This window comes from Wolbachia endosymbiont (group A) of Lypha dubia, from assembly GCF_964028575.1.
GTDB lineage: Bacteria > Pseudomonadota > Alphaproteobacteria > Rickettsiales > Anaplasmataceae > Wolbachia > Wolbachia pipientis.
Map to the genome: position 1 here is coordinate 335,029 of NZ_OZ034796.1, position 18,499 is coordinate 353,527.

Genomic DNA, 18,499 nt, shown 5'->3' on the forward strand with positions numbered 1-18,499 from the left:
CTCTTATCTCTTTTATATCACGTTTTTAACTTACAATTTCTTCTAATGTACCAATAGCAGTAGGTTTTCTTGCTCCCTTGTTAGCAGGATCTATTTTGAGTCTAGCTGTTAAGAGCATTTATACTAGAAATGGGAAAGAGTTTAATCATCAGACTAATATTTTATTATTGTTTAACTTTGACCAAGAATGCGAAAATTTTTCAAAGAGTGATAGGACTAAATTAAAGTGGCTAAAAAATTCAGTTATTTTGAGCAACACAATCTGTACATCTTTAATGTTTTTCGGTGTGGGATTAGATTTAGTTGCCAACGGCTTTGGTATAACTAACTCTATGATGTTATCCGGCTTATTACTTTCATTACCATTCACGCTTTTAATTGTTACTTCACCTATTTTAAATGCTGCAAGTAATTATATTCTCAAAAAGACAGCTATAAATTCAATTGAGGAGCAATTTAAAGGTGATGATCAGTTTATAGAAGTCGATAACGAAAAGCCAAGCAGTACTATGAGCAATCAAAGTTATTTCCCCATCGGTCAGTTAATATCATCAAAGTTAGCTATTCTCCATAGCGAAGTCTCTAGCTAGGAACAATGAGCCACAGATTAGTATGGTTTTGACGTTTTGGGTAGAGGCTTTTAATATGTGATTTGATATTGCATCGCCAATTGATTCACATTCAACTGCTTTTATTCCTATGTTATTGGCTTTTTCCCTAATCAAATTTGTATTTGTTGCTTTAGGTTCAGACTTAACACAAACCGCACATAGTAGCTTGATATATGGCTTTAAGTGCTCTAAGAACTCTTCCACATTTCTGTTACTAGTAACACCAAAAACCATATAAATACCTTCAGCAAAATTATCTTTTACCCACTGAGATAGTACTCTAGCACCATCATTATTGTGTGCACCATCTAAAAATAATTGCCAATCTTTCGGTAGTAGGAAAATTAAATTACCTTCTTTTATAGACTCTAGCCGTGCAGGCCAATAAGTGCACTGTAAACCTGAAGTGATATCCTCTTCTCCAATATCAAATTCATACTTTCCACTTAAAATACTACATGCTGCAATAGCATTGCCTGCATTAATCACCTGATGATCACCCTTTAAAGATGGCAAAGGAAATTCTATTGATTGAATAGCTGATTGAAAAACCATTTTGTTGTTCTTTTTTTTGCAATTCCATTCAAGACCTCCTCTATACAAGGGAGATTTCTTATTTATTGCGTGGTGTTCTAGCGTGTTCACTATAGATTTTTCTTGCGGTGCTATTACGCAAGGAACATTAGGTTTCATTATTCCAGCCTTTTCACCTGCTATAATTTCTACAGTAGGGCCAAGATATTCCGTATGATCAAGTGCAATGGAAGTAATTATTGTTAAAATCGGATTATCTATAACATTTGTTGCATCAAGCCTTCCACCCATACCCACTTCAACTAAAGTTATATCGGCTTTATGACGAGAAAAAGCTAAAAAAGCTGCAATAGTTGCAGCTTCAAACAGAGTGATAGGTTGTTCTGCAATTACTGCACGACATTCTTCTAATAAGCTATATAATTCATTATCGTCGATATAGCTGCCGGCTATCACTATCCTCTCATTAAAACTCACTAAATGTGGAGAAGTGTATGCGTGTACCTTATACCCTGCTGCTTGCATTATATATCTTATAAATGCTAGTGTTGAGCCTTTCCCATTAGTTCCAGCTATATGAATTACGGGAGGCACTTTTTTCTCGGGGTTATCTAGTTTGCTAAGAAAGCCTTTTATGCGATCAAGAGAAAAATCATTCGGCCTGCTACCAAGTGGCTTAGGCCAATGAGGCATATATATCATGGATTGTTATTGCATTTTAATTCAGCTATAACGCTTGCTATGCCATGCGTGTCGATTTTTTCACTAAATTGATAACGTTGATTAATAGCAATACTTATTCCACTCATTACAACATCACTTATCAAGAAAGAACTGTTATTTTTAGTAACTTTAAAATCAATATTTGTAAATTCTTCATCACCGTAAGAAAATCTTGTACCAATTAAGCAAGTTTCATCGTCAACTGCTTTTGTACTCATTATGATCATTTCACTATCATGCATGTATTTATATAAAATTTTAACGCACAAACGCGTAAGATACACTTCATACTCTCTTAAAAAATCTTCTTTTTCTTTTTGTTTAACTAAAGCCCAATGTTTTCCTATGACGAATTGCGATATTCCTTTGAGGTTAACATTGTTTTGAATGACCTCCTGAAGCTTTTTTTGCACACATTCCCGGTTTTTTTTATTCTCCTTTGTAGATATACCATCCACTTGTTGCTTCATAGTATGCACAAAAATTTTGTGATCTGTACAATTAGTGTAAGCACTTGAAGAAATTACAATAAAAACAATGATAGTTAAAACTTTAGTAATGTTCATAAGATATATTTATTAGCTATGATACTTAGAATGCAAAGTTTAATAAAGATTAAATAATAATCGCTAGCTTTAATATATCTATAGACACACCTTGTATAAATCATCTACAATTAATTAAGGGTCTGTTCTATGCGTTATGAGTTAAGTTAAATTTCCCGAGCGATAATTTCTAGTCAAGGGAATTGCCTCTGTTAATTTCGTTGAAATTGATACGCGATGCCCACCTTAACTTTAGTCTCAGGAATCTACTAAGGCTGACGGTAGATACGGATCCTATTTTGATTGGTTTAACATTTATGCTTCATCAATACAAAGAACAGGGTGTTTTCCTATGTTTGCCTAATGAAGTATTCCAAATTGTAATTGATGTTGAAAGGTATCCTGATTTTGTTCCTTGGTGCAAAGCCGTTTATATAAAAGAAAAAATTAACAACCAAATGGTTGTGGATCTCCTCGCAGCTTTTCATGGAATTAAAGGTAGATATACATCAGAAGTTACTTCTCTTTCTCCAAGTGGAACAAATGAAGGTTGGATAAAAGCTGTATCATCAAATGGAATATTTAAACATCTATACAATGAATGGCAATTCATTCCCATAGATGAAAATAAAACTATGGTAAAGTTTTATATAGAGTTTAAGTTTAAGTCCAACTCATTTTCCACTTTATTAAACTCAGTATATAAGTATACACAAAGTAAAATAATTGCTGCATTTAAAGATAGGGCTGAAAGCCTTGCTAAACAAAAGTTATCTTGACATTATTAATATAAATGTATAATTTTTTTTAGTAAGTTAAGTGTTTATATTGTAATGATTTTTAGACTATTGTTTTTATTAATTTTCATAAGTGTTAATTCTTATGCAGTTGTTAAGCAAGATTTATCCGATAACCAATACATTCAAAAAAAACCCAATGAAATAACATCAAATGAGCTATTATCGCCATTACCTAATGATAAATTATTAGGAGATCCAAAAGCACCAATTCTAATGATAGAATATGCTTCATTAACTTGTTATCACTGCTCTCTTTTTCATAGGAATGTTTTTCCTAAAATTAAAGAGAAATATATAGACACAGGTAAGATGTTATATATATTTCGTCATTTTCCTTTGGATTACAGAGGGCTAAAGGCTGCAATGCTAAGTCATTGCTACGAAAAACAAGAAGACTACTTTAATTTTAACAAAGCTGTTTTTAACTCAATAGATTCGTGGAATTACTACAATTTAAGTGATTTGACTTTACTACAAAGAATTGCTGCACTAAGCAACTTAAAGCAAGATGCATTTAACCAATGCATTAATGATAAGAAAATAATGGATAAAATCGTAAATGATAAATCACTGGCAATTAATAAACTTGGTATCACAGCCACTCCAATATTTTTCATCAAGCTTAACGATGATAAATCATATATAGAGCATAATAAAGTTAAACATGGAGGGTATAAAGAGCTGAAATATTTCACTAATGTGATAGATAAATTATATGGAAAAGCTATAGTGAAGTAATACCACTGTAGCTTACCATATAAAAGACTCTATGCTGAGTCATTGTTTTTCACTACTGTTTGTTGTTTTTTACGCTCAAACTCTCTTTTTTTACTGTGCCAAGTGTAGTAATACATAGCGATTTTATTCTCTATTAATACTATTGTCCCATCATAAAACTGAACCATATCCATAACTTTTCTCTGAGCTTCATCAAAACGTTCTTTATACTTTTCACGATAAGCTGGATTATGTAGTAACATAACCCCTTCATTCTTGTTAGATTTTTTGTTTAACGTTTCAACTTCACCAGCAATAGTATAAGACATATAACCCCCTCTAATTGATTATAAAAATTATATTTTAAAAAGAGAAATGCGCATAAACAATCCCTTTAATTCTAGCATAATAATCGACTGTTTATTATACTAGTTAACTATAGTACGATATATAATAATTTTTGTCACTTAAAATTTTATACTATGAAATAATAACTTAAAATAAATGTTTTTATTATTTTAAACTATATTATTATATTTATAAATTGTGTATGAATTAAGTCTCCCTAATTTATAATATATGCGTAATAATTTTAGTATAAAATTGTCATACATAAGAAATCTATTTGCAAAAGAATATAAAAAAATAGAAGAATATTGTATTCTTGAAAAAAAGCAACATATTCAAATTGGCCCTGAAGAAGGAAAGCTATTAAGTTTATTTATAAAAATCCAAAAAATCAAAAGTATTGTTGAGATTGGCACGTTATACGGTTACTCGTCGATTTGCATGGCAAAAGCTCTACTAAAAGACGGTCATATATATACAATAGAAAATAATCCTCAACACTCAAGAATAGCAAAAAAAAATTTTAGTGCTTTTAATCTAAGTGATAAAATTACTCTAATAGAAGGCGATGCACTGGAAAAAATTAATGAATTATCAGCAAAAGCACCATTTGACATGATATTTATTGATGCTGACAAAAGTAGTTATCCTAAGTATTTAGATTGGGCAGAGTCATACATTAAACAAGATGGGCTAATCGTTGCAGATAACACTCTACTGTTTAACACAGTATTTTTAGAATCGCCTCCAAAAGAAGTATCAGAAAAATCATGGCATGCCATGAGGGAGTTTAATAATAGATTATCAGATGAAAAAAAATATTTCTCTATATTGATTCCAACTGATGAAGGAATGACTGTAGCTTTAAAGCTAACATAAGTTAAAAATCAAGGTCAGCATAATGTTTAGGAGGGATTAAACCAGAAATCCTCTCTAATAATATCTCACGAAAACAAGGCTTTGATTTAACAATGGAGTACCATTCTTTTAAAATTTTACTTTTTTCCCATGGAAAACTACTTACATAATCCATTACGGAAATATGCGATGCTAAAGTAATATCAGCTAAAGTGAACTTATCAGTTGCAAGCCAAACGTTCTTGTTAATTAAGTGTTCGATGTATTCCATATGGCAAGGCAGGTTATGCTGAGCTGCATGAAGAAATCTAGAGTCAGGGCTGCGGTTAGTAATTACTTTTTCATTCATAATATACTTAGTAACTTCATTGTAAAATTTGTTATCGAACCAATTGATTAGAGCGCGTATTTTAGACTTAATAATAGTGGATGAACCAAGTAATTTGACGTCGCTATTGTAAGTCTCTTCTATATATTCACAAATGGCATTACTATCCGCTATTACAAAGTTATTATCTATTAACACTGGTACTTGCCCGGTTGGATTGATCTCCATAAATTCATTCCGCTTTTCCCACGGATTTTCATACACTAGATCACAGCCTAATTTTTTTTCTTTTAGAAAAGCTCTAACTTTTCGTGAAAATGGACAAAGAGGAAAATGATATAAAATCATAATGTTCCTCTTTTGTTATACCAATATCCTTTTTTTGTTACTCTATGGCTTGACCTACAACTGTACGAACTTTCTTTGTAGTCCACAGAAGTTTGCGTAGCAGGTAGTGTCATGCAAGTAGCTGACACTGGAATCCAGTTCTTGTTATACAATTGCCTAGTGCGCTCATTTACAGTTAAGTTTTCTGGATCCAAGTAGTCAAGCACTGGGATGACATCCTTTTCGGTAAAAATTGCTCTTATATCACAACATTCATACAGCTGTATGCCTAGGCACTGGGATGACATAAATAAGCGCTGAAATGACATAAATAAACATTGGAGTGACAATCTTGTAGTGACTTGCATGACAACTAACTTTTTATTTACTTCAAAATAGCACTGTAAAAAATTTAACATATCAAATTATAGAGCTAATATAGGATATACCTTGCTAAATAAAAAAAAAAGTATAATATTTTATAAGGTATGCAGGCAAAAACTCTGTAATTTGGTCAGATCAGAAATGAAGCAGCCATATCAGAACCTTTTTGGGTTGCATACCTATTTCATTATTTGTTTTATCCGAGGCTATGAATATAGCATTAAAACATCGTCCTAGTAGCTTCAAAGATCTAGTAGGTCAAGATATATTAGTGCGTGTATTAGAAAATGCTTTTATTTTAAACAAAATCCCACAATCTATACTGCTCTCTGGTAGTAGTGGAGTTGGTAAAACCACCACTGCAAGGATAATAGCTTTATGTTTGAATTGTTCCCTGGGGCCAATTTTTGAACCTTGCGGATCATGTGAAAATTGTCTAGCAATAAAAAATTCAAGCCATCCAGATGTAATTGAAATCGATGCAGCAAGTCACACTAGCATTGACGATATTAAAGTAATCCTGGGAGATATTTGCTATTCACCTATAAGCTCTAAATTCAAAGTCTACATTATAGATGAAGTACACATGCTATCTAGCAGTGCATTTAACGCATTACTTAAAACCCTAGAAGAGCCACCATCTAGTGTAAAGTTCATTTTAGCAACTACGGAAATAAAAAAGATACCAATAACTATTATTGCACGTTGTCAAAGATTTGATTTACACAACATTCCTGTAGCTAAAATAGTGGAACGTTTAAATGATGTTGCACAAAAAGAGAGTTATTCCATTGAAAAGGGAGCATTAGAATTAATTGCACGACACTCTGGAAATTCAATGCGTAACGCCTTGTTTTTGATGAATCAAGCAGTGCTATATAGCAAAGATGGTGCAATATCCACTAAAAATGTGACAGACATACTTGGCCTAGTGGATAAAGATATTATATTCGATCTATTAGGGGCAATATTAGAAGGTGATTTACAGAAAGCTCTATCAGTGTTTGACAAGGCGGTAAAAACAGCAAACCCACTTAGTATTTTTGAAGGTCTATTGCAAACAATTCAGTTAGTATGCCGTTTTTTGATTACAAAAGAGATTGATAATGCAGTTACAGAGCATGAAAAGAATAGGATAAAAGATTTAAGTATAAAGAGATCTTTAATATTTTTTTCGAGATTGTGGAAGATGTTGCTTAAAGGTATTCAAGATATAAAAACTTCAACATGCAACGATGTTGCTGCTGAAATGATGTTAATTAGCCTCTGTTATCTTTCTGATCTGCCTTCTCCGGAACAGGTGATCAAAAAAGTTCTTTCACAGAATGTAGAGCAAGGAAATAGACAGGGCAGACCTGTTGCACCTTCCCCCTCTGTCATCCAAGTAGCTGACTACTCGGATCCAAAAAAATATGTGGAAAGTAAACAACAACCCCACTCTGTCATCCCAGTGCGTGACACTGGGATCCATGTGGAAAATAAACAACAAAATTACGATTTTGATAAGATTTTGCAACTATTAAGGCGAAGTAACCAAATTTATCTTTACAAACAACTGTGTAATAATCTACAATTAATAGATTGTAAACCTGGATATTTAAAATTAAAAGCTGTATCTAAGTTGGATAGTAATTTTTGCAATGATTTAAAAAATTACTTAAACCAGGTGACTCAGCAAGAGTGGGTTATTGCAGTTGATACAGGTTATATAAACAGGGAAGTGAGTAATTTAAATTATGCACCTGCAGTTAAGGATATCCTTGACACGTTTAAAGGTGCAAAAGTAGTTAATATAGAAAATAAGGAGTAAGTTGTGGATTTTAGTCAAATAATGAAACAAGCGCAAGAGATGCAAAAAAAGCTTGCAGAAGCTCAAGAAAAATATGTTGGAAAAGAGTTTCAAGGTATTTCTGGTGGTGGCAAAGTTTCTGTATTAGTGGAAGTCATAAAAATAGGTAGCTATAAAGCTAAAAAGGTGAACATAGACTTAGAACTTATGAGAAATGAGGAAAAAGATATAGTAGAGGATTTAGTAACAGCAGCGTTTAATGATGCCGTTAAAAAAGCAGAAGAAGATATGGCGAATGCAACTTCTGATCTTGCAGGTATGATGGGTTTACCATCTGGGTTTAAACTTCCTTTTTGAATTTACTACTGAAGTTTCTTTTAGTGTAAGTATTTTTTTTCTAATATTCCCAACGCTAGTACTTCTTCATATAATGTACCTATACTAGCATAGCCCTACGTCATACCGTGATTCATTCCACAACTGTACAAACATTGCAATATGGCACATAGTAAACGATGTCATTCCAGTCTGGAATCCAGCCTTGCCGTAATCTCATCAAGAACATTGTGTTTTAACATAAAACGGCTACTTTTATGCTTACCAACTTAATAAAATTCCTGGATCCCAGACTGGGATGACAAGAAGATGGTACTTGGATAAGAGGCATTGCCCTCCTGGTAGGCCCAAATTGCAATGTTCGTACAGTTGTGGATTTCTCATCCGCTAACAAGCAGCGAGATGACGAGGTCTTTCGATAGTAAATCTTACCTGTGTTAGCTATACCAAAAAATCAAAAGTCGTATTTATTCATTAATAAAATCTTTGTCTTCTCCTAAAAATTAGTTAAAATGTAGAATATTTTGTGTTATTAAGTTAGCACTTGACTTAACTTTAGTTGTTACTTAGACTGCTAAAGTGGAATTTTAATTTTTTTACGAGGACAATTATGCATTATAAAAAGTTTTTTTCAGCAGCCGCTTTAGCAACGTTGCTAAGTTTATCAAACTCTGCTTTTTCAGATCCTGTTGGTCCAATAAGTGATGAAGAAACTAGTTACTATATTCGTTTGCAATACAACGGTGAAATTTTACCTCTTTTCACAAAAGTTGATGGTATTACCTATACGAAAGACAATAGTGATTACAGTCCATTAAAAGCGTCTTTTCTAGCTGGTGGTGGTGCGTTTGGTTACAAAATGGACGACATCAGGGTTGATGTTGAAGGAGTTTATTCATACCTAAACAAAAATAATGTTACAGATGCAAGATTTATGCCAGATACTATTGCAGACAGTGTAACAGCAATTTCAGGACTAGTTAACGTTTATTACGATATAGCAATTGAAGATATGCCTATCACTCCATATATTGGTGTTGGTGTTGGTGCAGCGTATATTAGCACTCCTTTGAAAGACGCTGTGAATGATCAAAAAAGTAAATTTGGTTTTGCTGGTCAAGTAAAAGCTGGTGTTAGTTATGATGTAACTCCGGAAGTCAAACTTTATGCTGGAGCTCGTTATTTCGGTTCTTTTGGTGCTCATTTTGATAAAGATGCTGCTGCAGGCAAAGACAAAGGGGAACTCAAAGTTCTTTACAGCACTGTTGGTGCAGAAGCTGGAGTAGCGTTTAATTTCTAGTCTATCTCAGTCTTGTTATCCCAGTGGGGTTTTTCTTGTCATCCAAGTAGCATGATACTGGGATCTAGAAAAAAGAAATGTGGATTCCAGTGTCAAGGCACTGGAATAACACTATTTGCTATGTGTTTAAGCTGTAACGTTTACCATTGTACTGGTAGAATATCATCTAAAGTTACATAATGTTATCCAATTAGCTAACACTGCGGCCTACTGTCTCCAAGAAATTAGATGAAAAATTTGTACTTTTTTCAAATCAAAGCTTGAATTTTTGCTGGAAAATCAATATATTATATGCATGAAGTTTTAATTTAAGTTGTTATGTTGACCCCAATGGCAAGCTTATGTGTCGATAGCAGAACCAATCTCATGCAATATATTGCTAGGGTGCAAAAATTTCCTATGCTGTCTCAAGAGGAAGAGGTACGATTAGCAAAAAATTGGAACCAATATAATGATGTTTCTTCTGCTCATAAATTGATTACCAGCCATTTGAATTTGGTAGTGAAAATTGCAATGAAATTCAAAAATTATGGACTATTGTTGATGGACCTGGTCATGGAAGGAAATATGGGTTTAATGCATGCAGTGAAAAAGTTTAATCCTGATTTAGGGTTTCGTTTTTCAACTTATGCGGTGTGGTGGATTGAAGCTTCAATAAAAGACTTTATATTGAAATCTTGGTCGTTTGTGAAAATAGGCACAACGCAAGCACAAAGAAGATTGTTTTTTAGTTTACGTAAAATAAAAAAAAGAATTTTACAGTATACAAACAGGGAAACCTTAAATAATGAAGAAATAAAAGCAATATCTAATGAGCTTTCTGTATCCGAAGGAGACGTTCTGCAGATGAATTACCGTATGGCTTGTAAGGATCAGTCGCTAAACGATTGCATAAAAATAGGTGATGACTCTAAAAGGGAGCTACAAGATATGATCCCATGTAACTTGGTTAGTCAAGAAGTAACCTATCAGAATCATGAAGAAAAAGAATTAAAAGAAACAATTTTAAACAATGCACTAGCGAGCCTCAACGAAAGGGCAAGAGACATTTTTATCAGTAGATATTTGTCTGAAAACATTCAAACTCTGGATGAACTTAGTAAAAAATATTGTGTTTCAAGAGAAAGAATAAGGCAGTTGGCTGAGCAGGCGATGGCTAAGGTAAAACAATATATACAATCTGAAAGTTTGAAATTTGGTTTGCATGCGTAGTTTTTTTATATTTCTAATATTTTTTTCGATAGGCGCTTTTGCATCGGTTAGTGATGTACAATTGAAGGAAAAATATAAAGATTGGCTCGTGTATACTGCATTGGAAGATGGAGAGAAAGTATGTTATATTGTATCCTATCCTAAAAAAAAAAGCGAATATTATACAACCAATCGCAAGCCGTATGTAATGGTTAGTTATGTTGATAAAAAAGCAGATGAGGTAAGCGTTACCTCTGGTTTTCAGTATGATAAGGAGCCTGTAGCTCTCAATATCGACAAAAAAATTAAATATACACTGCCCATAATACAGGGAAGTTTTGCGTGGGCAGAGCATACAAAAATAGATCAAGATCTCATTCTAAAAATGAAGCAGGGATTATCAATGGTAGTTAATGGAAAAACAAAAACAGTGACCATTGATGATACTTATTCCCTACTTGGTTTTCAAAAAGCGTATCAAAAAATGCATGATTTATGCCATACAAAGTAAATTATTGTAACAGAATAGGTAATTTTCCAGTTGTAGTATAAAACAGACTGCCCTTTCGATAAATAGCACTTTACTTTATATGGGATGTGGATATCATTTAAAATATATTTTTGAGAGTTAGCAATGTCAGAGGTTGCAGGTGTAGATACAGAAATCAAAAAGCAAAATTCTGTGTGCGAGCAGATGCGTTTTAGCGTGAGCCGCACAAGTCTTTTAAATACATTATCCAGAGTAAGTGGAGTGGTTGAAAGGCGTAATGCAATAGATGTTTTGGCGTGTATAAATATCAAAGCACAACACGGCAGCATAAAATTAATGGCAACTGATCTTGACATTTCAATGTTTGCCTCACTTGCTGCAACCGTATTAACAGAAGGAGAAGTAAAAATTTCAGCGCATACTTTACATGACATAGTGAAGAAGTTACCCGCTGATTTGGATGTCAATTTTGAAGTAAATAACCAAGGAAAATTATTGATGTCTTGCGGAAATGCAAACTTTTCTTTACCGAATGTAGTTTCAAGCAGCTTTCCTGCTCTTGAAGAAGACAATTATAAACATGATTTTACTCTACTAAATACAGACCTGATAGACTTATTAACTAAAACAAAATTTGCTGTATCACTAGATGATACAAGGTATAATTTAAATGGAATATATCTACATACAGATGAGCAATTTCTGTACTGCGTTGCAACTGATGGCCATCGTTTATCATGTATAAAGAGGCCAAAGCCTGGGAACATCAATGGCGAATTTGGTGTGATCATTCCACGTAAAACTGTTATGGAGCTGTTAAAAATATTGGACGATTGTAATGAAATTAAAGTAAAACTCTCAGACAGAAAAATCAAGTTTACATGCGGTGAATATATTCTAATATCAAAATTAATAGATGGAACTTTTCCAAATTATAAAGCAGTTATTCCAGCATCTCAAGATAAGCATATGATTATTGAAAGTAAAAAACTTTCAGATGTTATAGATCGAGTTTCCGTTGTTGTATCTGATAAAGTAAAATCCATTAAATTCTCACTACAAGAAAAGCTACTAACTCTGCATTCAAACTCCCAAGAGTGCAGTGATGCAACTGAATCCATAGAAGTGGACTACAATGAAGCCCCTATAGAAATAGGGTTCAACTCGCGTTATTTACTTGATGTTCTATCCTGCATAAAAAATAAATGTAAGTTTAGCTTGGCCGATGGTAATAGTGCTACAATTATCACTGATGAAGACGATTCAAGTGCATTATATGTAGTAATGCCAATGAGAACTTAAACTCGTCATCTCGCTGCTTGTTAGCGGAATCTGGAGATACCGTGGCGGTATGGCACTTATTTCACTAGCTTTTATTAAATTAGTAATCTATCTTTACCAAATATAAGCCAAAAGGTGGTGCAGTAACTCCAGCGGCATTTCTTTTGCATTGGTTTAATATATTTAGCATTTCTTGCGGATTGGTTCTATTTTTTCCAAATTCAACTAAAGTACCCACAATAATTCTCACTTGGTTATGTAAAAAGGAAATAGCAGATATTTTGATGTGTATATGATTCCCGTTTTGTATTATATCGATATCATCAATTGTTCTTATCGGATTTGCGGCGTGACAATCTTTTGAACGGAAACTTGAAAGGTCATGTTTTCCAAGTAGATGTTTAGCAGCTTCACGCATAATATTTACATCAAGTGGGCTAAACACTTGCCATACATAACCCGTCTCCAGAGCGGCAGGAGCATAGCGATTAACTATTCTGTATTCGTAATATCTTTTTTTTGCTGAAAACCGTGCGTGAAACGCATCATCTACAACTTCTACATTGAGCACAACTATAGGAATTGATTTTAAATGATAATTTATTGCGTTTCTTATTCTATAAAGCTCAAATTCCTTTTCGATATCAAAATGAGCAACTTGTCCTAAAGCATGAACCCCTGCATCAGTTCTACCACCACAGTACAAAGTAACTTTCTCACCACTAAAATTAAATATAGCATTTTCTATCTTCTCCTGGATTGAGTTAGCAGAGTGTTGCTGTTTTTGCCAACCAGAGAAACTACTACCATTATATTCTACCGTTATTTTGTATCGCACTGCATTACATCAAGCTCTATCTAAAATAGTCATTTTCTATCTTAACATAATTTATGGTCAAGCCTACAGTGCTGCCACTCCCATAAAGTAGTTCGTCCAATCTTAAATCTTGCTGCCACTGCTTCTCTGCTTTCTCCTTCGTCTAGCGCCTCCATTGCTTTTTTTCTTAAATCATAACTATATGCTGCTGGCATTCAACCTCCTTATCATTATCTATCCTTATCACATCCGGACTTCTATGAAAAGAGCTATAAATCGTGAAAAAGAACTGCTCATTAAGTGCTGTTTGCTTAATAAATTTACTGACATTGGTATGGCTAAATTCGAAATGGCTACATGAATTTATCGTAAATTATTACCGTATAAGGTACGATGCGACAAAGCCATCCCAGTGTCAGCTACTCGGATGACACCGTCATAAATACACTACCGACAATGTTGCAAAAAACATAAAAATAAAACTAGAGAAAACCATTTCTCGAAAACTTCTGTGTCCAGAACCAAGAGTCCGATTTACTTATAGCGCTAATAATCAATTAACCATCGGCTTTAAGGAATGATATGAACATATTATTTCAAGGAAAAGTCATGGGAAACAAGAGATTAGCTATACGAATTAGCTGTAGCTATGAACCTAACCGGTTGGCAGAACAATGCTTATCAGATGCTTATGAAAAGGTAGCATCAAAGGAAATAAGTCAAAAAAACTTAAAACATAAAAATGGGATTCAAGGAGGGTCAAATGGTAACAGTATGTTTATATGCGAGAGTTTCTTCGGGGAAACAAGTAGAAGGAAATACGATAGAAAGTCAAATTGCAGCTTTAGAGAAGCAAATTAATCTGGACGGATACAAATTGTTAAGTGAGTATAAATTTATTGATAACGGCTACAGTGGATCTCATTTAGTCCGCCCTGATTTAGAAAAATTACGTGATAAAGTAACAGAAGGTAAAATTGATAAGATTTACATTCATTCTCCTGATCGTTTATCTAGAAAATATGCATATCAAATGGTGCTGATTGAAGAATTTGAAAGAGCAGGAGCAAAAGTGGTTTTTTTAAATTATGAGATTAACGGTAACCCAGAATCTCAATTACTGTTACAAATGCAAGGTATGATAGCAGAATATGAACGTGCGAAAATTATGGAACGAAGTCGTCGTGGTAAAATCTATGCAGCTAACAAAGGCTGTGTAAATGTAATGGGAGGGGCTCCTTATGGTTATCGTTATATAGATAAACATATGGGAGGAGGACAAGCTTTATTTGAGATTAACGAAGAAGAAGCTGATGTCGTTCGCAAAGTATTTTTGTGGGTAGGCAGAGAAAGAACAAGTATTGGGGAAGTATGTCGTCGGCTAAATACTATGTCCATTAAGACACAAAAAGGAAAAGAACGCTGGAATAAAGGTACAATTTGGAGTATGTTGAAAAACCCTGCTTACAAAGGACAAGCAGCCTTTGGTAGAAGAAGGTTAGGAGTAAGATTAAAACAAGTAAGACCACAGAAAGGCTCTTGTGAGCAGCCAAAAAGTAACCATTCTGTCTATCCTGTTGAAAAAGCAAATTGGATTTATATTAAAGTGCCAAATATAGTAGATGAAGATATATTTGATATTGTTCAAGAACAATTAGCTGAAAATAGAAAAATAGCAAGGACAAGAAAAAGAGGAGCAAAGTACTTACTACAAGGTTTAGTCATATGTAAGCGTTGTAATTACGGATGTTACGGAACTTGCATGAAAAGTAGACGAGAAGAAGAAGGTGGCCATTATGCATATTACCGTTGTAGTAGTAAAGATTCTTACCGTTTTGGTGGTAATAAGATTTGTGACAATAAACTCATCCGCTCAGATGCATTAGAAACAGCTGTGTGGGAAGAGGTTAAGCAGTTATTGAAAAATCCAAACAGGGTTTTAGAAGAATACAAGCGTAGGCTTTCAGAACTAAAAAAATCATCATTGGATCAAAAAAGCGACCTGCTAGAGAAACAAGAAAATAAATTAAAACGTGGTATTGCTAGACTTATTGATGGTTATGCTCAAGAATATATCAATCAAGAGGAATTTGAACCACGAATTAAAGCAATGAAACAAAGCTTAAAAACAATTGAAGAAGAGAAGAAAAAGATATTTTATCAAAAGGAATTAGAACAGGAGGTAACTCTGGTTGTGACCAATTTAGAAGACTTTTCTTCCAATATTACGTTAAACCTTGATAACGCAGACTGGCTAACTAAACGTGATATTATCAGAACATTGGTCAAGAGAATTGAAATTAACCTTGAGGACGTAAATGTGGTATTTCGCGTAAAAGAGCTACCGAACTCTTCTGGACATAATGGAGAGGAAAATAAAAATTTGCAACATTGTCGTAGGTGTAAAGGAACCAGTGTTAGCTACTTGGATGACAACCATTGTGCTTGAGGCAAAATTGACTATCACTTCTTTTTATAGAGCTTGCTCCAAACTTTGTTGTTAGTTAATACAAAAAACACTGTTAAAATTATAAAATACGCCACTACTTTTAATCCAAGTTTATGCCGGCGCTCTAATTCTGGCTCTGCTGCCCATTGTAAAAAATTTATCACATCATACGCCATATTTTCAACTGTGGCTTGCCTTGCACCATCATATTCCACCATTCCTTCAGAAAGTGGTGGCGCCATAGCTAATCTGCCTGTTGGAAAATACGAATTAAAATATAAATCATTTTCATCGTGTTCGCCGTTTTGATAGCCTGTTAACAATGAATAGACATAATTTGCACCATCATGCCTTGCTTTAATAATTAATGATAAGTCTGGTGGGACTGCACCATTGTTGCTTGCTGCAGCTGCTTCTTTTGTATCAAAAGGCGCAATAAAATAATCCGAAGGTACTCCAGGTCTGTCAAACATTTCACCCAAATCATTCGGACCATCTTTAACTTGATAAGAAGCTGCTATTTGTTTTACATCTTCTTCAGAAAAACCGACATCTTGCAAATTACGAAATGCTACCCTATTCATTGAATGACAAGCAGCACAGACTTCTTTATACACTTTATAGCCACGCTGAATTGACTCTCTATCGAAAGATCCGACAATTCCATCAAATTTCCAGTCTATTTTCTTATTTGGTGATGATTTAAATTCTTCTGCAGATATAAGACTAGATAGAAATAACATGCAGAAGATTGCAAATACATTAGATCCCATGCATAACCACTGTTTTAGTAAATTTCGAATTGATGTCATGCAAGTAGCTGACACTGGAATCCAGCTTATTTCATCACTGACATTATGGTTATCATGCACTCCTAGAATCTGTTGTCCATTGCATGATTTGTAAGTATTTTTATACCTGGATCCCAGTGTCAAGCACTGGGATGACAACGGAAGATAGTGGAATGACACTGTGTGTTGTATACAACGTTCATACAATTGTGTACATGATGCTGGAATCCATTTATTTTTTTTCTGGATCCCAGTGTCAAGCACTGGGATGACAAAAGAGGGCTCTGGGATGACAGAAGAGAGCTCTGGGATGACAGAGAATTTTGTAAGAGATCTGCTTTGAATTGACATCACCTCATCTCCGGCACAGAATCACTTAAGGTTTTTGGTGGTTCTTTTGGCTTTTCATACTTACTAAGCAGTGGTAAAACTATCACAAAGTATGCAAAGTAATAAAGAGTAGATAGCCTACTCATAGTGATGTAAGGCTCTTTTACCTCTTGTCCTCCAAGCCAGGCAAGAAGTACAAAATTTATTGCAAAAACCCAAAAAAATTTCTTAAACACCGGGCGATAAGCACCACTTTTAACTTTTGATTTATCAAGCCAAGGTAACAAAAACCACACTAAAATAGACGCAAACATGGTAAGCACACCAGTAAGTTTATCTGGAATTGAACGTAGCATTGCATAAAAAGGTAAAAAATACCACTCTGGCACTATATGTACCGGAGTGACCATAGAATCAGCTTCTATATAATTGTCTGGATGCCCAAGATAATTGGGAGCATAGAAAACAAATGCGAACAAAACTACAAAAAACAGACCAAAAGTTATGCAATCCTTGACTATATAATAAGGATAGAGAGGGATGGTATCCTTATCTGATTTTACCTCCACTCCACTTGGGTTACCAGAGCCAAACCTATGCAGAGCTATCACATGAAGCATAGCTAAAGCAATAATAACAAAAGGCAGAAGATAATGCAGAGCGAAAAAACGGTTAAGTGTTGGGTTATCCACTGAAAAACCACCCCATAACCATATAACTATTTTATTGCCAATTAAAGGTATAGCAGAAAATAAGTTGGTTATAACTGTTGCACCCCAGAAACTCATTTGTCCCCAAGGCAATACATATCCCATAAAGGCAGTTGCCATCATTGCAAAAAATATAAATATTCCAATAAACCACACCATCTCTCTCGGTCTTTTATAAGATCCGTAATATAATCCACGCATTATATGAACATAGACTACCATAAAGAAGAGCGATGCTCCAACAGCGTGAGTGTAGCGTATTAACCACCCGTAATTCACATCTCGCATTATGCGCTCTACACTATTAAACGCATAATCAACATGCGGAGTGTAGTGCATAGCAAGAAATATACCTGTTATTATTTGTAAAATCAGCGCTATACCAGCCAAAGAGCCAAAGTTCCAAGCATAATTTAAGTTTTTTGGCACTTGGTAAGAAGCAGTGTGTCTTAGAAAAGAAAATATAGGCAATCTATATTCTATCCATCCTAATATGCCTTTTTCTTCTTTTATTGTTTCTTTTTTGTTATCTTCCTGCATAACTTAAACCTTTCTGAACACATGTCCATTGCTACTTTTATCTTATTTTTTTATTGTAGCAACTTATCCTTTACGCACAAATAAAAACTTTAAAGCAATATTAATTACCTCTTCAGCAACCTGTCACGTGCTGCGTTTAATTTTTGTGCAAAATATTCCGAGCCTCCTTTATCTGGGTGAACTAATTTCATTAAATTTTGATATGCTTTATTGATTTCATTTTGGTTCGCTCCAGAATCTATTCCTAGCACTTTAAATGCTCCATCTCTGAACATGTTACTACTACCAGACTAGTATGAT

21 protein-coding genes, 2 other RNA genes and 2 pseudogenes are annotated in these 18,499 nt (G+C 34.0%); 15 read left to right on the forward strand and 10 right to left on the reverse strand.

Annotated features, from left to right (window positions below; all coding sequences use genetic code 11):
• Window positions 1–95 precede the first annotated feature (95 nt).
• Window positions 96–590: a hypothetical protein gene (locus tag ABWU72_RS01765; protein WP_231115854.1), complete on the forward strand. Its 495-nt coding sequence runs from the start codon at window positions 96–98 to the stop codon at window positions 588–590.
• On the opposite strand, the gene ABWU72_RS01770 is transcribed toward ABWU72_RS01765, so the two are convergent.
• Together ABWU72_RS01770 and ABWU72_RS01775 are read right to left on the reverse strand one after the other, a co-directional pair.
• Entirely contained in the window at window positions 558–1,847 is a 1,290-nt protein-coding gene (locus tag ABWU72_RS01770; RefSeq protein ID WP_022626401.1) for a bifunctional folylpolyglutamate synthase/dihydrofolate synthase, read from the reverse strand. The genes ABWU72_RS01765 and ABWU72_RS01770 overlap by 33 nt on opposite strands.
• Window positions 1,844–2,434, reverse strand: a complete 591-nt coding sequence (locus ABWU72_RS01775; protein WP_010963011.1) for a phospholipid-binding protein MlaC — start codon at window positions 2,432–2,434, stop codon at window positions 1,844–1,846. The genes ABWU72_RS01770 and ABWU72_RS01775 overlap by 4 nt, the downstream gene beginning before the upstream one ends.
• 116 nt (window positions 2,435–2,550) lie before the next feature.
• On the opposite strand from ABWU72_RS01775, the gene ssrS reads away from it, so the two are divergent.
• The 3 genes from ssrS (at window position 2,551) to ABWU72_RS01790 (ending at window position 3,951) form a co-directional block, all read left to right on the forward strand.
• A non-coding RNA gene (ssrS, locus tag ABWU72_RS01780) (6S RNA) lies at window positions 2,551–2,711 on the forward strand.
• A 19-nt stretch (window positions 2,712–2,730) separates the two neighbouring features.
• A complete protein-coding gene (locus ABWU72_RS01785; RefSeq protein WP_010963012.1) occupies window positions 2,731–3,192 on the forward strand; it encodes a type II toxin-antitoxin system RatA family toxin in 462 nt (153 codons plus the stop codon).
• 54 nt (window positions 3,193–3,246) lie between these two features.
• Window positions 3,247–3,951 (forward strand): DsbA family protein, encoded by a 705-nt coding sequence (locus tag ABWU72_RS01790; protein WP_038199341.1) that lies wholly within the window; start codon window positions 3,247–3,249, stop codon window positions 3,949–3,951.
• 29 nt (window positions 3,952–3,980) lie between these two features.
• On the opposite strand, the gene ABWU72_RS01795 is transcribed toward ABWU72_RS01790, so the two are convergent.
• Window positions 3,981–4,259 (reverse strand): DUF2671 domain-containing protein, encoded by a 279-nt coding sequence (locus ABWU72_RS01795; RefSeq protein ID WP_006279425.1) that lies wholly within the window; start codon window positions 4,257–4,259, stop codon window positions 3,981–3,983.
• Window positions 4,260–4,509: 250 nt separating this feature from the next.
• On the opposite strand from ABWU72_RS01795, the gene ABWU72_RS01800 reads away from it, so the two are divergent.
• On the forward strand, window positions 4,510–5,157 hold the full coding sequence (locus ABWU72_RS01800; protein ID WP_010081993.1) for an O-methyltransferase: 648 nt from the start codon (window positions 4,510–4,512) through the stop codon (window positions 5,155–5,157).
• Window position 5,158: 1 nt separating this feature from the next.
• On the opposite strand, the gene ABWU72_RS01805 is transcribed toward ABWU72_RS01800, so the two are convergent.
• Both ABWU72_RS01805 and ABWU72_RS01810 read right to left on the reverse strand, forming a co-directional pair.
• Window positions 5,159–5,812, reverse strand: coding sequence for a glutathione S-transferase family protein (locus tag ABWU72_RS01805; RefSeq protein WP_065094500.1), 654 nt, complete (start codon window positions 5,810–5,812; stop codon window positions 5,159–5,161).
• A 107-nt stretch (window positions 5,813–5,919) separates the two neighbouring features.
• Window positions 5,920–6,036: pseudogene (locus ABWU72_RS01810) on the reverse strand (WPE palindromic element domain-containing protein); the annotation flags it as partial.
• A gap of 236 nt (window positions 6,037–6,272) precedes the next feature.
• On the opposite strand from ABWU72_RS01810, the gene ffs reads away from it, so the two are divergent.
• From ffs to dnaN, 8 genes are all read left to right on the forward strand, one after another.
• Window positions 6,273–6,362, forward strand: an RNA gene (ffs, locus tag ABWU72_RS01815) — signal recognition particle sRNA small type.
• A 21-nt stretch (window positions 6,363–6,383) separates the two neighbouring features.
• A complete protein-coding gene (gene dnaX, locus ABWU72_RS01820) occupies window positions 6,384–7,985 on the forward strand; it encodes a DNA polymerase III subunit gamma/tau (RefSeq protein ID WP_012673353.1) in 1,602 nt (533 codons plus the stop codon).
• 3 nt (window positions 7,986–7,988) lie between these two features.
• The gene (locus tag ABWU72_RS01825; protein ID WP_010963017.1) at window positions 7,989–8,321 is read left to right on the forward strand and encodes a YbaB/EbfC family nucleoid-associated protein; all 333 of its coding nucleotides are present in this window, start codon (window positions 7,989–7,991) and stop codon (window positions 8,319–8,321) included.
• Between the two features lie 589 nt (window positions 8,322–8,910).
• Complete coding sequence (locus ABWU72_RS01830; RefSeq protein WP_155969456.1) at window positions 8,911–9,600, forward strand: acyloxyacyl hydrolase; 690 nt, start codon at window positions 8,911–8,913, stop codon at window positions 9,598–9,600.
• Between the two features lie 12 nt (window positions 9,601–9,612).
• Window positions 9,613–9,780: a hypothetical protein gene (locus tag ABWU72_RS01835; protein ID WP_353283825.1), complete on the forward strand. Its 168-nt coding sequence runs from the start codon at window positions 9,613–9,615 to the stop codon at window positions 9,778–9,780.
• Between the two features lie 138 nt (window positions 9,781–9,918).
• Window positions 9,919–10,812, forward strand: a complete 894-nt coding sequence (locus ABWU72_RS01840; protein WP_353283826.1) for an RNA polymerase factor sigma-32 — start codon at window positions 9,919–9,921, stop codon at window positions 10,810–10,812.
• A complete protein-coding gene (locus ABWU72_RS01845) occupies window positions 10,805–11,302 on the forward strand; it encodes an invasion associated locus B family protein (RefSeq protein ID WP_006279310.1) in 498 nt (165 codons plus the stop codon). The genes ABWU72_RS01840 and ABWU72_RS01845 overlap by 8 nt, the downstream gene beginning before the upstream one ends.
• A 123-nt stretch (window positions 11,303–11,425) precedes the next feature.
• Window positions 11,426–12,583, forward strand: a complete 1,158-nt coding sequence (gene dnaN / locus ABWU72_RS01850) for a DNA polymerase III subunit beta (RefSeq protein WP_038199350.1) — start codon at window positions 11,426–11,428, stop codon at window positions 12,581–12,583.
• A 79-nt stretch (window positions 12,584–12,662) separates the two neighbouring features.
• Here the strand turns inward: dnaN and truA are convergent, their stop codons facing one another.
• Window positions 12,663–13,400 carry a tRNA pseudouridine(38-40) synthase TruA gene (gene truA / locus ABWU72_RS01855; protein WP_155969460.1) on the reverse strand — a complete coding sequence of 246 codons (738 nt, stop codon included), beginning with the start codon at window positions 13,398–13,400 and terminating at the stop codon, window positions 12,663–12,665.
• Between the two features lie 71 nt (window positions 13,401–13,471).
• Window positions 13,472–13,594, reverse strand: a pseudogene (locus ABWU72_RS01860) (IS630 transposase-related protein); the annotation flags it as partial.
• 367 nt (window positions 13,595–13,961) lie between these two features.
• Here ABWU72_RS01860 and ABWU72_RS01865 point away from each other — a divergent pair.
• Together ABWU72_RS01865 and ABWU72_RS01870 are read left to right on the forward strand one after the other, a co-directional pair.
• Window positions 13,962–14,240, forward strand: coding sequence for a hypothetical protein (locus tag ABWU72_RS01865; RefSeq protein ID WP_353283789.1), 279 nt, complete (start codon window positions 13,962–13,964; stop codon window positions 14,238–14,240).
• On the forward strand, window positions 14,143–15,828 hold the full coding sequence (locus ABWU72_RS01870) for a recombinase family protein (RefSeq protein WP_353283827.1): 1,686 nt from the start codon (window positions 14,143–14,145) through the stop codon (window positions 15,826–15,828). Before ABWU72_RS01865 ends, ABWU72_RS01870 begins: the two co-directional genes overlap by 98 nt.
• A gap of 14 nt (window positions 15,829–15,842) precedes the next feature.
• On the opposite strand, the gene ABWU72_RS01875 is transcribed toward ABWU72_RS01870, so the two are convergent.
• The 3 genes from ABWU72_RS01875 to ABWU72_RS01885 form a co-directional block, all read right to left on the reverse strand.
• Window positions 15,843–16,601: a cytochrome c1 gene (locus ABWU72_RS01875; RefSeq protein WP_010963022.1), complete on the reverse strand. Its 759-nt coding sequence runs from the start codon at window positions 16,599–16,601 to the stop codon at window positions 15,843–15,845.
• A gap of 368 nt (window positions 16,602–16,969) precedes the next feature.
• On the reverse strand, window positions 16,970–18,199 hold the full coding sequence (locus tag ABWU72_RS01880) for a cytochrome b (protein WP_006280242.1): 1,230 nt from the start codon (window positions 18,197–18,199) through the stop codon (window positions 16,970–16,972).
• Window positions 18,200–18,303: 104 nt separating this feature from the next.
• Complete coding sequence (locus ABWU72_RS01885; protein ID WP_010082675.1) at window positions 18,304–18,474, reverse strand: J domain-containing protein; 171 nt, start codon at window positions 18,472–18,474, stop codon at window positions 18,304–18,306.
• Window positions 18,475–18,499: the final 25 nt, after the last annotated feature.

Excerpts from the sequence above, each read along its gene's own strand:
- ABWU72_RS01840 (WP_353283826.1), top strand. The coding sequence starts at position 9,919 with ATGTTGACCCCAATGGCAAGCTTATGTGTCGATAGCAGAACCAATCTC.
- ABWU72_RS01865 (WP_353283789.1), top strand. The coding sequence starts at position 13,962 with ATGAACATATTATTTCAAGGAAAAGTCATGGGAAACAAGAGATTAGCT.
- ABWU72_RS01880 (WP_006280242.1), bottom strand. The coding sequence starts at position 18,199 with ATGCAGGAAGATAACAAAAAAGAAACAATAAAAGAAGAAAAAGGCATA.
- ABWU72_RS01875 (WP_010963022.1), bottom strand. The coding sequence starts at position 16,601 with ATGGGATCTAATGTATTTGCAATCTTCTGCATGTTATTTCTATCTAGT.
- ABWU72_RS01885 (WP_010082675.1), bottom strand. The coding sequence starts at position 18,474 with ATGTTCAGAGATGGAGCATTTAAAGTGCTAGGAATAGATTCTGGAGCG.
- ABWU72_RS01870 (WP_353283827.1), top strand. The coding sequence starts at position 14,143 with ATGGTAACAGTATGTTTATATGCGAGAGTTTCTTCGGGGAAACAAGTA.
- ABWU72_RS01800 (WP_010081993.1), top strand. The coding sequence starts at position 4,510 with ATGCGTAATAATTTTAGTATAAAATTGTCATACATAAGAAATCTATTT.
- ABWU72_RS01795 (WP_006279425.1), bottom strand. The coding sequence starts at position 4,259 with ATGTCTTATACTATTGCTGGTGAAGTTGAAACGTTAAACAAAAAATCT.
- ABWU72_RS01805 (WP_065094500.1), bottom strand. The coding sequence starts at position 5,812 with ATGATTTTATATCATTTTCCTCTTTGTCCATTTTCACGAAAAGTTAGA.
- dnaX (WP_012673353.1), top strand. The coding sequence starts at position 6,384 with ATGAATATAGCATTAAAACATCGTCCTAGTAGCTTCAAAGATCTAGTA.
- ABWU72_RS01830 (WP_155969456.1), top strand. The coding sequence starts at position 8,911 with ATGCATTATAAAAAGTTTTTTTCAGCAGCCGCTTTAGCAACGTTGCTA.
- dnaN (WP_038199350.1), top strand. The coding sequence starts at position 11,426 with ATGTCAGAGGTTGCAGGTGTAGATACAGAAATCAAAAAGCAAAATTCT.
- ABWU72_RS01785 (WP_010963012.1), top strand. The coding sequence starts at position 2,731 with ATGCTTCATCAATACAAAGAACAGGGTGTTTTCCTATGTTTGCCTAAT.
- ABWU72_RS01790 (WP_038199341.1), top strand. The coding sequence starts at position 3,247 with ATGATTTTTAGACTATTGTTTTTATTAATTTTCATAAGTGTTAATTCT.
- ABWU72_RS01845 (WP_006279310.1), top strand. The coding sequence starts at position 10,805 with ATGCGTAGTTTTTTTATATTTCTAATATTTTTTTCGATAGGCGCTTTT.
- ABWU72_RS01775 (WP_010963011.1), bottom strand. The coding sequence starts at position 2,434 with ATGAACATTACTAAAGTTTTAACTATCATTGTTTTTATTGTAATTTCT.
- ABWU72_RS01770 (WP_022626401.1), bottom strand. The coding sequence starts at position 1,847 with ATGATATATATGCCTCATTGGCCTAAGCCACTTGGTAGCAGGCCGAAT.